At 69.1% G+C, this 13,114-nt stretch carries 11 protein-coding genes and 1 riboswitch; of the genes, 10 read left to right on the top strand and 1 reads right to left on the bottom strand.

The genetic code is table 11. The annotated features are described in order from the left end of the window. Window positions 1–45: 45 nt before the first annotated feature. On the bottom strand, window positions 46–1,344 hold the full coding sequence (locus ACQP09_RS24535; protein WP_433403122.1) for an extracellular solute-binding protein: 1,299 nt from the start codon (window positions 1,342–1,344) through the stop codon (window positions 46–48). Between the two features lie 279 nt (window positions 1,345–1,623). Between ACQP09_RS24535 and ACQP09_RS24530 the strand changes: the two genes are divergently transcribed. From ACQP09_RS24530 to ACQP09_RS24485, 10 genes are all read left to right on the top strand, one after another. Further along, window positions 1,624–2,388 carry a GntR family transcriptional regulator gene (locus ACQP09_RS24530; protein WP_018489091.1) on the top strand — a complete coding sequence of 255 codons (765 nt, stop codon included), beginning with the start codon at window positions 1,624–1,626 and terminating at the stop codon, window positions 2,386–2,388. Window positions 2,389–2,660: 272 nt separating this feature from the next. Then, window positions 2,661–4,889 carry a carbon starvation CstA family protein gene (locus tag ACQP09_RS24525; protein WP_433403118.1) on the top strand — a complete coding sequence of 743 codons (2,229 nt, stop codon included), beginning with the start codon at window positions 2,661–2,663 and terminating at the stop codon, window positions 4,887–4,889. A 70-nt stretch (window positions 4,890–4,959) separates the two neighbouring features. Further along, complete coding sequence (locus ACQP09_RS24520) at window positions 4,960–5,163, top strand: YbdD/YjiX family protein (RefSeq protein WP_432149794.1); 204 nt, start codon at window positions 4,960–4,962, stop codon at window positions 5,161–5,163. A 133-nt stretch (window positions 5,164–5,296) separates the two neighbouring features. Then, a complete protein-coding gene (locus ACQP09_RS24515; protein WP_433403115.1) occupies window positions 5,297–5,980 on the top strand; it encodes a hypothetical protein in 684 nt (227 codons plus the stop codon). Continuing rightward, the gene (locus ACQP09_RS24510; protein WP_433403112.1) at window positions 5,980–6,489 is read left to right on the top strand and encodes a GNAT family N-acetyltransferase; all 510 of its coding nucleotides are present in this window, start codon (window positions 5,980–5,982) and stop codon (window positions 6,487–6,489) included. The genes ACQP09_RS24515 and ACQP09_RS24510 overlap by 1 nt, the downstream gene beginning before the upstream one ends. Before the next feature lie 64 nt (window positions 6,490–6,553). Continuing rightward, window positions 6,554–6,675: riboswitch (cobalamin riboswitch) on the top strand. A 134-nt stretch (window positions 6,676–6,809) separates the two neighbouring features. Then, window positions 6,810–9,224: a ribonucleoside-diphosphate reductase subunit alpha gene (locus ACQP09_RS24505; protein WP_433403109.1), complete on the top strand. Its 2,415-nt coding sequence runs from the start codon at window positions 6,810–6,812 to the stop codon at window positions 9,222–9,224. After that, window positions 9,224–10,243: a ribonucleotide-diphosphate reductase subunit beta gene (locus ACQP09_RS24500; RefSeq protein ID WP_018510062.1), complete on the top strand. Its 1,020-nt coding sequence runs from the start codon at window positions 9,224–9,226 to the stop codon at window positions 10,241–10,243. Before ACQP09_RS24505 ends, ACQP09_RS24500 begins: the two co-directional genes overlap by 1 nt. 227 nt (window positions 10,244–10,470) lie before the next feature. After that, entirely contained in the window at window positions 10,471–11,442 is a 972-nt protein-coding gene (locus ACQP09_RS24495; RefSeq protein ID WP_433403105.1) for an ABC transporter ATP-binding protein, read from the top strand. 23 nt (window positions 11,443–11,465) lie between these two features. After that, entirely contained in the window at window positions 11,466–12,290 is an 825-nt protein-coding gene (locus ACQP09_RS24490) for an ABC transporter permease (protein WP_433403102.1), read from the top strand. A 6-nt stretch (window positions 12,291–12,296) separates the two neighbouring features. Beyond that, a complete protein-coding gene (locus ACQP09_RS24485) occupies window positions 12,297–13,097 on the top strand; it encodes an ABC transporter permease (RefSeq protein ID WP_433403099.1) in 801 nt (266 codons plus the stop codon). Window positions 13,098–13,114 lie beyond the last annotated feature (17 nt).

Below are 13,114 nucleotides of genomic sequence, written 5' to 3'. Positions count from 1 at the left end.
GGGGGCCCGGCAGCGATGCCGGGCCCCCGCCTGGCGACCGGAAGGTCAGGACTTCTTGTTGATCAGGGCGTTGATCTTGTCGTCGGCCTTCTTGGAGGCGTCGGCGACGGAGGCACCCTTGAGGATCTCCAGGAGGACGTTCTCCAGGATCTCCTCCTTCTCGACAGAGGCCCAGCCCGGCGCGATCGGCGTGAACCAGGCGTCCGGCACCGCGTTGGCGATGGCGGCGGTCTCCGGCTTCGTCTTCAGCGGCTCGAGCTGCTTCTCGTTGTTCGGGAGGACGTTCTTCGAGGCGAGGACGTCGCCGCCCTTGGCGTTGGTGAAGAGGGCGATCCAGTCCTGGCCGAGGTCCTGGACCTTGGACTTGGAGATCGTCGCGAGGTCCGAGCCGCCGATGAAGGAGGGGAGGGCCTTGCCCTCGGGGCCGGGGATACCGGCCGTGGCGATCTTGCCCTCGAGCTTCGGGTTGCCGTTCTCGCCACCCGTGACGCTGCCGGCCTCCCAGGCCTGGCCGTAGATCACGGCGGCCTTCTCGTTGGCCATGACGTTGGCGTGGTCCTGCTCGTCCTTCGTCTGGTCGGCCTTGTTGTACTTCTTGACCAGGTCGACGAAGTGCTGCAGGCCCTTCTGCGACTCGGGGGAGGAGAGCGAGCCCTTCCACTCCTTGGAACCCTCGTCGTAGGTGGCTATCTGGCCACCGTAGGCGGCGACGTAGGACATCGCGGCGTACCAGTAGCGGCCCGGGAAGTAGAGCGAGGAGGCGCGCTTGTCCTTCTTGCCGAGGGAGGCGGAGACCTTGTCCATCGCCGCGAGGAACTCGTCCTCGGTCTGCGGGAGCTCGTCGCTGCCGGTGCCGGCCTTCAGCATGTCCTTGTTGTAGACGGCCAGACGGGCACTGGCGTAGTAAGGAACGCAGTACGTCTTGCCTTCGAAGGTGCAGGTGTCCTTCAGACCCTTGATCCAGGTGTCCGAGTTCTCGTACTTCTCGGGGTCGATTTCCCCGAGTGCACCATTCAGGATGTACTGCATGGTCTCGGTGTTGCCGAGTTCGACAACGTCCGGGAATTTGTCGCCACCGAGGGAGGTGTCAAGCTTCTTGACCTTGTCGGCCCACTGCTGGTACTGAACCTTGACCGTGACGTTCGGGTACTTCTTCTTGAACTCGGCGTTGGTGTCCTTGACCAGCTCCGGCCAGGTCGAGCGGGCCTCGCCCATGAGCCAGACGGTCAGGGTTTCCTTGCGGTCCTTGGGCTCCGCGGACGACTCTCCGTCGCCCGAACCACACGCCGCGACCGAAACCAACATGCCCGCGACACCGATAGCCGCGATGAGCTTGCGCTTCACGTCAAACCCTCCTCAGGGATGCTGCAACCCCACCCACCGCGAAGACATTCGACGAGTTCTGCTGGGGCTGGACCTGGTCTTTAATGGTTTAGACCAGTACCGGGAGCTTGGCCTAGACCTTTAGGGGTGTCAAGGGTGTATAAGAAGTGCACTCGCGTCCGTTATAGGACCGACACCTAAGGGAGGGCGACGACCCGTGACCGGACCGTGCCACCATGTGAGCCGCGACAGACGGAGGAGCCGGTGACGGCAGCAACGCAAGCGTCGGAGAGGCGGGCCATGGGTGCCGACGGGGGCAGTTCGGGGAGCGAGACCGGCAACGGTACGCGCACCGCGCGCGTACCGAAGTACTACCGGCTCAAGCGGCATCTCCTCGACATGACCGATACCTTGCCGCCCGGCACCCCGGTGCCGCCCGAACGCACCCTGGCGGCCGAGTTCGACACCTCGCGCACCACCGTGCGCCAGGCCCTGCAGGAGCTGGTCGTGGAGGGCCGGCTCGAACGGATCCAGGGCAAGGGGACGTTCGTCGCCAAACCCAAGGTCTCGCAGGCGCTCCAGCTGACCTCGTACACCGAGGACATGCGCGCCCAGGGCCTGGAGCCGACGTCCCAGCTGCTCGACATCGGCTATGTCACGGCGGACGACACGCTCGCCGGCCTGCTGGACATCTCGACGGGCGGACGGGTGCTGCGCATCGAGCGGCTGCGGCTCGCCAGCGGTGAGCCGATGGCGATCGAGACCACGCACCTTTCGGCCAAACGCTTCCCGGCGCTGCGCCGTTCGCTGGTGAAGTACACCTCGCTCTACACCGCGCTCGCCGAGGTGTACGACGTCCGCCTCGCCGAGGCCGAGGAGACCATCGAGACCTCGCTGGCCACGCCGCGCGAGGCGGGTCTGCTGGGGACGGACGTGGGGCTGCCGATGCTGATGCTCTCCCGCCATTCGATCGATGGCCAGGGCGAACCCGTGGAGTGGGTGCGATCCGTGTACCGGGGCGACCGGTACAAGTTCGTGGCCCGCCTGAAGCGGCCGACCGACTGAGCGAGCACGGCGTACAAACAGAGCAAGCACGACGTACGAGCAGGCGGTGGCCCGGGGATCTTCTCCTCGGGCCACCGCCTGTTTTCGGTCATCCGCGAAGGCCCCGGATCGGGTGAACCGAACCAGCCCGCCGTCCGTGTCCTTACTGCGGAACTTCGGTGGAGACATCGGTGATATGCGACCGGTATGCGGACAGGGGTTCCGGAGCGCGGCCGTACCACCTTAGATTTCGCGCACGTTACGACAGTGATCACGCGAGGGGACGGATCGACATGCCGGAATCGCCCACACCAGCACCACCGGTTCCACAAGCACCGGGACGGCGGGCGCTGACCCCGAAGTCCATCGTCGTCTGGAGCCTGGTGGCCCTGGTCGGCGCGATCGGCTGGGCCACCCTCGCGCTCTCGCGGGGTGAGGAGGTCTCCGCCGCCTGGATGCTGGCGGCGGCGCTGGGCTCGTACGCCATCGCGTACCGCTTCTACTCCCGGTTCATCGCCAACCGGGTCCTGAAGGCGGACAAGAACCGCGCGACACCGGCCGAACTCCTGGACAACGGTGTCGACTTCCACCCCACCGACCGCCGCGTCCTGTTCGGCCACCACTTCGCCGCCATCGCGGGCGCGGGCCCGCTGGTCGGCCCGGTGCTCGCCGCGCAGATGGGGTACCTGCCGGGCACGATCTGGCTCGTCGTCGGCGTCATCTTCGCCGGTGCCGTCCAGGACATGGTGACGCTGTTCTTCTCCACCCGCCGCAACGGCCGTTCGCTCGGCCAGATGGCCCGGGACGAGATAGGGCCGGTCGGCGGGATCGCCGCACTGATCGCGGTCTTCATCATCATGATCATCCTGCTCGCGGTCCTCGCCCTGGTCATCGTGAACGCGCTCGCGCACTCGCCGTGGGGCGTCTTCTCGATCGGCATGACGATCCCGATCGCCCTCTTCATGGGCGTGTATCTGCGCATCCTGCGGCCGGGCAAGGTCAGTGAGGTCTCCCTCATCGGCGTCGCGCTGCTGCTCCTCGCGATCGTCGCGGGCGGCTGGGTCGCCGAGTCGTCGTGGGCGGACTTCTTCACGCTGGAGCCGGGCACGCTCGTCATCTGGATGATCGTGTACGGGTTCCTCGCCTCCGTGCTCCCCGTGTGGCTGCTGCTGGCGCCGCGCGACTACCTCTCCACCTTCATGAAGGTCGGCACGATCGCGCTGCTGGCCCTCGGCGTCATCGTCGCGCTGCCGACGCTGAAGATGCCGGCGGTCACCGACTTCGCCACCAGCGGCTCGGGCCCGGTCTTCGCCGGCTCGATGTTCCCGTTCGTCTTCATCACCATCGCCTGCGGCGCGCTCTCCGGCTTCCACTCCCTGGTCTCCTCCGGCACCACGCCGAAGATGGTCCAGAAGGAGACGCAGATCCGCGTGATCGGCTACGGCGCGATGCTGGTCGAGTCGTTCGTCGCGATCATGGCGATGATCGCGGCCTGCATCATCGACCCCGGCCTCTACTTCGCCATCAACGCGCCCGTCGGCGTGATCGGCGACAGCGTCCAGTCCGCCTCGCAGGCCGTCGCCAACTTCGGCTTCACCATCACTCCGGACGCCCTGGCCCAGGCCGCCAAGGACGTCGAGGAGGCGAGCCTGCTCTCGCGGACCGGTGGCGCGCCCACGTTCGCGCTCGGCATGGCGGAGATCTTCTCCGCGGTGATCGGCGGAACGGCGATGAAGGCGTTCTGGTACCACTTCGCCATCATGTTCGAGGCCCTCTTCATCCTCACCACCGTGGACGCCGGCACCCGCGTCGGGCGCTTCATGCTCCAGGACATGCTGGGCAACGCCTACAAGCCGTTCCGCGAGGTCAGCTGGAAGCCCGGTGTCTGGTTCGCCAGCGCCGTCGTGGTCGGCGGCTGGGGCTACTTCCTCTGGGTCGGTGTGCACGACCCGCTGGGCGGCATCAACCAGCTCTTCCCGCTCTTCGGCATCGCCAACCAGCTGCTGGCCGCCGTCGCGCTGGCCGTCTGCACCACGCTGCTGGTCAAGTCCGGCCGCCTGAAGTGGGCCTGGGTCACCGCCGTACCGCTCGCCTGGGACGTGGCGGTCACCCTTACCGCGAGCTGGCAGAAGATCTTCTCGCCGGACGTGAAGGTGGGCTTCTTCGCGCAGCGCGACAAGTACCAGGCGGGCATCGACGCGGGCGAGGTGCTGGCCCCGGCCAAGTCCATGGACGACATGCGGACCGTCGTCACCAACTCCACCGTCGACGGCGTGCTCTGCGCGCTCTTCGCGATCCTCATCATCGTGGTGCTCGTGGACGCCGGCCGGGTCTGCTATAAGGCCATCCGCGACCCGGAGAGCGTCAAGCTCCACGAGACGCCGTTCGTCCAGTCCAAGTTCGTCGCCCCGGCCTCGCTCATCGCCACCAAGGAGGAGAAGGCCGAACTGGCCGCCGCCGGTGTCGGCCCCGAGGGCGGCCTGCGCAAGGAGGAGGCCGCGGCGACGGGGAACCGGACATGAGCCGCGCGGACCGTACGGAGCCGGGCGTGACGGAGCCGGGCGTGACGGCCCCCGGCGTGCGGAGCCGGACATGACTCTCGCGGACGTACGGCGGGTGGCCGGGCGGATCCGCTGGTACGTCCGTGAGATGACCGGCGAGGCGACGTACGACCGCTACGTGGCGCACGCCCGGTCGCACGATCCGGACGCGCCGGTGATGACCCGCCGCGCCTTCGAGCGCAGCCGCACGGACGCCCGCGAGGCGGACCCCCGCGAGGGCTTCCGCTGCTGCTGACCACCGTCGGCCGATCGGGGCCGCCGCACCCCTCCCAGGGGCGCGGCGGCCCCTTCTGCCGTCCGTGGACGCGCCCGGCCGCCGCTCGATTTCCCGGGTGCGCGGAGCCGTGACCGTACGAAAGGATGTGCCCATGACATCGCGCTCCCGGTCGCCCCGGCTCCGGCCCCTCCTCCTGACCGTGACACTGGCCCTGACCCTGGCGGCGGCGACGGGCTGCGGCACCGTGCCGGCGCCCGGCTCGAAGTCGCCGGCGGACCGGAGCTCCTCGGCCGAACCGGCGCCCGACCGGGCGGAGCTGGAGGCGCGGGCGAGCGCCGTGCAGCTCGTCGCGGAGCATGTGTGGGTGACCGAGGCCGCGGGCTACGCCTTGGCGCGCCAGTCGGTCGGGGTGCTCGGTGACGACGGGTTCGGCAGCTCCTACACCGCGCCGGACGGCGGGATGTTCCAGCTGTCGGTGGAGCGCCGCCCGCACGCCGTGGCCGACTGTACGGACGGCTCCGCGCCCGCCGGCGGTCAGGAGGCCCTGGTGACGTGCGAGCGGGACGGCGAACAGTGGTACCGCGCCACGGAGTCGGACCACGCGTACGCCCAGGAGCAGGGCGGCCTCGTGATCACGGTGAGCGGGGCGCGCGAGCAGGTGGACCGGGCGACGCTGCGGTCGGCGGCGCTGGCCGCCCACCGCGCCGACGACCACGAATTGGACCGGGTGCTGCCGCCCGCCGGGGACGGCTCCGGGCAGCAGCCGGTCGAGCGCGGCGACCTGCCGCCGGTGGGCGACGGCGCGCCGGACAACGAGGTGGGAGCGAGTGGCTGATGGATCTGACGATCAGAGTGGCGGAGCCCGCCGAGTACGCCGTGCTCGGCGGGATCATCGCCGAGGCGTATCTCGGTGACGGTCTGCTGGACGGCCCGCAGGATCCGTACCTCCTGAAACTGCGGGCGGTGGAGCAGCGGGCGGCCGAGGCCGAGGTGCTCGTGGCGCTCGACGCGGACGGGGTGGTGCTCGGTGGTGTGACGTATGCCGCTCCCGGCACGCCGTGGCGCGATATCTCCGGTCCGGACGAGGCCGAGTTCCGGATGCTGGCCGTGGCCCGCGCGGGGCGCGGACGGGGCGTGGGAGAGGCGCTCGTACGGGCGTGCGTCGAGCGGGCCCGGTCCGCCGAAGGCGTTCGGGGGCTGGTGCTGTCGACGCAGCCGGCCATGCTCCCGGCCCATAGGATCTACCGTCGGCTCGGCTTTCTGCGGACCCCTGAGCGGGACTGGGAGCCGGTGCCGGGCCTGCGCCTCATGACCTTCCGGCTGGAGCTGGAGGCGGCCTCCTGAGGGGCTTATGAAATCGACGCGACACAACATGTGGGGGCCGCAGCATCTGGCGGCCCCCACATGTATGCTCGACCTCGCTGTCGCCGCAGGGGAATCCGGTGCGAATCCGGAACTGTCCCGCAACGGTGTGATCAGTGTGCTTTGCACACCCGAAGTCCGAAGACCTGTCGACAGCGCGTCCGGCTCGACCGAACCGGACGCCAGACGTCCGGGCCTCGCGGATGGGCCGGTGGACGCCGTAGCAGTGCTGCCCTGAAGGGCATCGTGCTGCCCGGTTTCCCCGCTCGCCGCCGGCCCCCAGCCGAGCGAGGGAAAGCCCAGTGACCATCGCGCCCGCCGATCCGGTTTCAGCCACCGAATCCGCTGCCTCCACCACGTCCGGCGAAGGCACGAACGACGGACCCGGGACCGCCCTGTTGCGGACCCTCACCGACCTCACCGTCGATCTGCCCGACACCGACCCCGGACGGGTCGCCGCCTCCGCGCTGCGCGGGCGCAACGCCCGCTCCGACGAGGCCGAGCTGCGCTCGCTGGCCACCGAGGCGGCGGCGGGGCTGATCTCCGAGGACCCGGCGTACTCCAAACTCGCCGCCCGGCTGCTGACCCGTACGATCGCCGACGAGGCCGCGGGCCAGGGCGCCACGTCCTTCTCCGCCTCGGTCGCCGTGGGCCACCGCGAGGGGCTGATCGCGGACCGCACGGCCGCCTTCGTGGAGCTGCACGCGAAGGCGCTGGACGCGCTGGTGGAGCGGACGCTGGCGGAGGGCGCGGACGACCGGTTCGGCTACTTCGGTCTCCGTACGCTGCACAGCCGCTACCTGCTGCGCCACCCGATCACCCGCCAGGTCATCGAGACCCCGCAGCACTTCATGCTGCGCGTGGCCGCCGGTCTGGCCGAGGACGAGTCGGTGCGGGCGCTGGACGAGGTCGCCGCGCTCTACGGGCTGATGAGCAAGCTGGACTACCTCCCCTCCTCCCCCACGCTCTTCAACTCCGGCACCCGGCACCCGCAGATGTCCTCCTGCTACCTGCTGGACTCGCCCAAGGACGAGCTGGACTCGATCTACGACCGCTACCACCAGGTGGCGCGCCTCTCGAAGCACGCGGGCGGCATCGGCCTCTCCTACTCCCGTATCCGCGCCCGTGGTTCGCTGATCCGGGGTACCAACGGGCACTCCAACGGCATCGTGCCGTTCCTGAAGACGCTGGACGCCTCGGTGGCGGCGGTGAACCAGGGCGGCCGGCGCAAGGGCGCTGCGGCGGTCTACCTGGAGACCTGGCACGCGGACATCGAGGAGTTCCTGGAGCTCCGCGACAACACCGGTGAGGACCAGCGGCGTACGCACAACCTGAACCTGGCGCACTGGATCCCGGACGAGTTCATGCGCCGGGTCGACGCGGACACCGAGTGGTCGCTCTTCTCGCCCGCCGAGGTGCCCGAGCTGGTGGACCTGTGGGGCGACGAGTTCGACGCGGCCTACCGCGCGGCCGAGGCCAAGGGCCTGGCCCGCAAGACGATGCCGGCGCGTGAGCTGTACGGCCGGATGATGCGGACCCTCGCGCAGACCGGCCAGGGCTGGATGACGTTCAAGGACGCCTCCAACCGGACCGCGAACCAGACCGCCGAGCCGGGCCGGGTCGTGCACTCCTCGAACCTGTGCACGGAGATCCTGGAGGTCACCAACGACGGCGAGACGGCCGTCTGCAACCTCGGCTCGGTCAACCTGGGCGCCTTCGTGGCGAACGGCTCGATCGACTGGGAGCGCCTGGACTCCACGGTCCGTACGGCCGTGACCTTCCTCGACCGGGTCGTCGACATCAACTTCTACCCGACCGAGCAGGCCGGGAACTCCAACTCCCTCTGGCGGCCGGTCGGTCTGGGCGCGATGGGCCTCCAGGACGTCTTCTTCCAGCTGCGCCTGCCGTTCGACTCGCCGCAGGCCCGCGCGCTCTCGACGAAGATCTCCGAGCGCATCATGCTGGCCGCGTACGAGGCGTCCTGCGACCTCGCCGAGCGCTCGGGCCCGCTGCCCGCGTGGTCGGAGACGCGTGCCGCGCGCGGTGTGCTGCACCCCGACCACTACGACACCGAGCTGAACTGGCCGGAGCGCTGGGACGCGCTGCGCGCCCGGGTCGCGAAGACCGGTATGCGCAACTCGCTGCTGCTCGCCATCGCGCCGACCGCCACGATCGCCTCGATCGCCGGTGTGTACGAGTGCATCGAGCCGCAGGTCTCCAACCTGTTCAAGCGCGAGACGCTCAGCGGTGAGTTCCTCCAGGTCAACGGCTACCTGGTGGACGAGCTGAAGAAGCTCGGCGTGTGGGACGCCCGCACCCGTGAGGCGCTGCGCGAGGCCAGCGGCTCGGTGCAGGGCTTCGCCTGGATCCCTGAGGACGTGCGGGCGCTGTACCGCACGGCGTGGGAGATCCCGCAGCGCGGCCTGATCGACATGGCGGCGGCCCGTACGCCGTTCCTCGACCAGAGCCAGTCGCTCAACCTGTTCCTGGAGACGCCGACGATCGGCAAGCTCTCCTCGATGTACGCGTACGCCTGGAAGCAGGGGCTGAAGACGACGTACTACCTGCGTTCGCGCCCGGCGACCCGGATCGCCCGTGCCGCGTCCGGTCAGGCGTCGGCCGCCGCCCCCATTCCCGTACAGCAGGCGTCGGCTCCCGACGCGGACGCCATCGCCTGCTCTCTTGAGAACCCCGAGTCCTGCGAGGCCTGCCAGTAATGAGCACCACGAACGAAGAGAAGAACCTGCTCGACCCGGGATTCGAGCTGACCCTGCGTCCCATGCGCTACCCGGACTTCTACGAGCGCTACCGGGACGCGATCAAGAACACCTGGACCGTCGAGGAGGTCGACCTCCACTCGGACGTCGCCGACCTCGCGAAGCTGTCGCCGGGTGAGCAGCACATGATCGGCCGGCTCGTGGCGTTCTTCGCGACGGGCGACTCGATCGTCTCGAACAACCTCGTGCTGACGCTGTACAAGCACATCAACTCCCCCGAGGCGCGGCTGTACCTGTCGCGGCAGCTCTTCGAGGAGGCCGTGCACGTCCAGTTCTATCTGACGCTGCTGGACACCTATCTGCCCGACCCGGACGACCGGGCGGCGGCGTTCGACGCGGTCGAGGAGATCCCGTCGATCCGCGAGAAGGCGCAGTTCTGCTTCAAGTGGATGGACTCGGTCGAGAAGATCGACCGGCTGGAGACGAAGGCCGACCGCCGCCGCTTCCTGCTGAACCTGATCTGCTTCGCGGCCTGCATCGAGGGGCTGTTCTTCTACGGGGCGTTCGCGTACGTGTACTGGTTCCGCTCGCGCGGCCTGCTGCACGGCCTCGCCACGGGCACCAACTGGGTGTTCCGCGACGAGACGATGCACATGAACTTCGCGTTCGAGGTCGTGGACACCGTCCGCAAGGAGGAGCCGGAGCTCTTCGACGACGCGCTCCAGCAGCAGGTCACCGACATGCTGAAGGAGGCCGTCGAGGCGGAGCTCCAGTTCGGCCGCGACCTGTGCGGCGAGGGCCTGCCGGGCATGAACACCGAGTCGATGCGCCAGTACCTGGAGTGCGTCGCCGACCAGCGGCTCGCCCGCCTGGGCTTCCCGACGGTGTACGGCTCCGAGAACCCGTTCTCCTTCATGGAGCTGCAGGGCGTCCAGGAGCTGACGAACTTCTTCGAGCGCCGCCCGTCCGCCTACCAGGTGGCGGTGGAGGGCTCGGTCGGGTTCGACGACGACTTCTAGGCCCTTTCCGGAACCCTTTCCGGGCTCCGTACCCCCCGGAACCCTTTCCGGACTTCGTACAGCAGAAGGCCCCACCGTGCCGAGCGCGGTGGGGCCTTCCGCGTCCCCTCACGGCATGACGAGGACCGGCCGAACGGAAAAACATTTGGACTAGACCAAGTCTTGGCGTGCACACTCTCACATCGATCACGTCCGACCGGGCCCGGCCCGCTCCAGGAGAGGCGCACATGCCCGTCATCGAAGTGGCAGACCTCGTCAAGGAGTTCAGCCGACCCACACGGCAGGAAGGCAGATTCGCCGGCATCCGCACACTCCTGACCCGTGAGCAGACCGTCAAGCGTGCCGTCGACGGCGTCAACTTCACGGTCCAGCAGGGCGAGATGGTCGGCTATCTCGGCCCCAACGGCGCGGGGAAGTCCACCACCATCAAGATGCTCACCGGCATCCTCGTCCCCACCTCCGGCACGGTCACGGTCGCCGGTGCCACGCCCTGGCGGGACCGGTCCCGCAACGCCCGCCGGATAGGCGTGGTCTTCGGCCAGCGCAGCCAGCTCTGGTGGGACCTGCCGCTGCGCGACTCGCTCTGGCTGATCAGCCGCCTCTACGACGTGCCCGAGGCCCGGTTCCGCGAGAGGCAGCGGCAGTTCAGCGAGGTGCTCGACCTCGGCCCGTTCCTCGACACCCCCGTCCGCCAGCTCTCCCTGGGCCAGCGGATGCGCGGCGACCTCGCCGCCGCGATGCTCTACGACCCGGACATCCTCTACCTGGACGAGCCGACCGTCGGACTCGACGTCATCGCCAAGGAGCGGATACGCACCTTCGTCGGGGAGCTGAACCGGGAATCGGGCACCACGGTCGTCCTCACCACCCACGATCTCGACGACGTCGAGGAACTCTGCGACCGGATCATCCTCATCGACCACGGCAGGGTCGCCTACGACGGCGCGGTGGGCAAGCTGAAGACCCGCTACGCGCCGCACCGCGAACTCGTCGTGCAGACCGACCGGCTGGAGAGCGTCGAAGGCGCGGAGGTCGTCCGCCGGGAGGACGGCAAGGTGTGGCTGCGCTTCGACCCCGTACGCACCCCGCCCGCCGAACTGGTGGCCGCGGTGCTGGCGCAGCACCGGGTGACCGACCTCTCGATCGTGGAACCCGAACTGGAGAGCGTCATCCACCGGATCTACGCGGACCGCGGATGACCGCGCCGACGACGGTCCCCACGATGAGGACGACCACGAAGGAGCCACTCAGCAGGCCGCTCCAGGCTTATCTGGCCTGTGCCCGGATGGAGTTCCGCGCCGCCCTCACCTACCGCACGGCCTATCTGTCGTCCTTCGCGATGATGCTCCTCCAGATCTGGCTGCTGACGGTGGTCTGGAAAGCCCTCTACGACGGCCGGGCGGAGGTGGACGGACTCAGCCTCACCACCATGACGGCGTACGCGACGCTGACGACGCTCCAGTACCAGCTCGTCAGCCCGTGGCGGTCCTCCCCCATCGACCAGCGGGTACGGGAGGGCAAGGTCGCCGTGGACCTGCTGCGGCCCGTCGGCTTTCCCGGCCAGATGCTCTCCGGCCAGCTCGGGTGGGCGTCGGCCGCGGTCCCGGTCCTGCTGGTGGCGCTGCCGTTCGCGCTGCTGATCGGCGCGGGCCAGGCACCCGCCTCGGCGGCCGCCGGGTTCGCCTACCCGGTGGCGCTGATCGGCGCGCTGCTCGTGAACCAGCTGCTCGGACTGCTGCTCGGCATGGTCTCCTTCTGGACCCTGGAGGTGAGCGGCGCCCTCATGGCCTACCGCTTCGTGGCGCAGTTCTTCTCCGGGACCCTGGTCCCGTTGTGGTTCATGCCAGGACCGATCAGGGCGGCCGCTGAATGGCTGCCCTTCCAGGCCACCGCGTACACCCCCGCGGCCCTCTACCTGGGCCAGATCGAGGGCCTGGCCATCGTCGCGGCCCTCGGGGTCCAGCTCGCCTGGATCGGCGCGCTCGGCACACTGGCCGCGTTCGTCTGGTCGCGCGCCCGGCGCCGCGTCATGTCGCAGGGAGGCTGAGGGGCGATGCGAGGTCCACGTGTCTATCTGCTGCTGGCCGGTGCGGCGTTCCGGGCCGAGTTCCAGTACCGGGGGAACCTGTTCATCAACATCATCGGCGGCCTGTTCTACCAGGGCGTCGGGCTGGCCTTCATCTGGGCGGTGCTGGACCGCTTCGGGCAGGTCGGCGGCTGGGGGCTGGGGGAGATCGCCTTCCTTTACGGGATGAGGCTCACCGCCCACGGCCTGTGGCTGCTCCCCGGTCACCAACTCATCCACGTCGACCATGTCGTCGTGGAGGGCGAGTACGACCGCTATCTCGTCCGTCCGGCGCCGCCGCTGGTCCAGCTCCTCACCCGCAGGGTGGGGCTGAGCTCGATCGGCGACCTGACGGGCGGAGTGGTCCTCCTGTCCATCGCCTCGGCCTCCGCACCGGTCGACTGGTCGCCGGGAGCCGTCGGCTTCCTCCTGCTCGCCGTGGTGGGCGGTGCGCTGGTGGAGGGCTCCTTGCAACTGGCCGCCTCCGCACTGGTCTTCAGGATGAAGAGGGTCTCGCCCATCAAGTTCGCCATCGACATGATCTTCAGCGACTTCGGCAACTACCCGCTGAAGATCTTCGGCCCGGTGGCCGGCTTCGGGCTGACCTTCGTCTTCCCGCTGGCCTTCGTCGCCTATCTACCGGCGACCGTGCTGATGGACCGGGAGGAGGAACTCGCCGTGCCGGAATGGCTCGCCTGGGGCGCCCCGGCCATCGGCGTCGTGCTCATGTACGCCGCGTACCGCTTCTGGGAACGCCAGTCCCGCCATTACGAGAGCAGCGGGCACTGAGCGGGGCCGCCGGGGCC

The organism is Streptomyces sp. CA-146814 (assembly GCF_050942385.1).
Classification (GTDB): Bacteria; Actinomycetota; Actinomycetes; order Streptomycetales; family Streptomycetaceae; genus Streptomyces.
This window is presented reverse-complemented; position numbering and strand designations above follow the sequence as displayed.

Excerpts from the sequence above, each read along its gene's own strand:
- ACQP09_RS24500 (WP_018510062.1), top strand. The coding sequence starts at position 9,224 with ATGAGCACCACGAACGAAGAGAAGAACCTGCTCGACCCGGGATTCGAG.
- ACQP09_RS24485 (WP_433403099.1), top strand. The coding sequence starts at position 12,297 with ATGCGAGGTCCACGTGTCTATCTGCTGCTGGCCGGTGCGGCGTTCCGG.
- ACQP09_RS24530 (WP_018489091.1), top strand. The coding sequence starts at position 1,624 with ATGGGTGCCGACGGGGGCAGTTCGGGGAGCGAGACCGGCAACGGTACG.
- ACQP09_RS24490 (WP_433403102.1), top strand. The coding sequence starts at position 11,466 with ATGAGGACGACCACGAAGGAGCCACTCAGCAGGCCGCTCCAGGCTTAT.
- ACQP09_RS24495 (WP_433403105.1), top strand. The coding sequence starts at position 10,471 with ATGCCCGTCATCGAAGTGGCAGACCTCGTCAAGGAGTTCAGCCGACCC.
- ACQP09_RS24525 (WP_433403118.1), top strand. The coding sequence starts at position 2,661 with ATGCCGGAATCGCCCACACCAGCACCACCGGTTCCACAAGCACCGGGA.
- ACQP09_RS24515 (WP_433403115.1), top strand. The coding sequence starts at position 5,297 with ATGACATCGCGCTCCCGGTCGCCCCGGCTCCGGCCCCTCCTCCTGACC.
- ACQP09_RS24510 (WP_433403112.1), top strand. The coding sequence starts at position 5,980 with ATGGATCTGACGATCAGAGTGGCGGAGCCCGCCGAGTACGCCGTGCTC.
- ACQP09_RS24520 (WP_432149794.1), top strand. The coding sequence starts at position 4,960 with ATGACTCTCGCGGACGTACGGCGGGTGGCCGGGCGGATCCGCTGGTAC.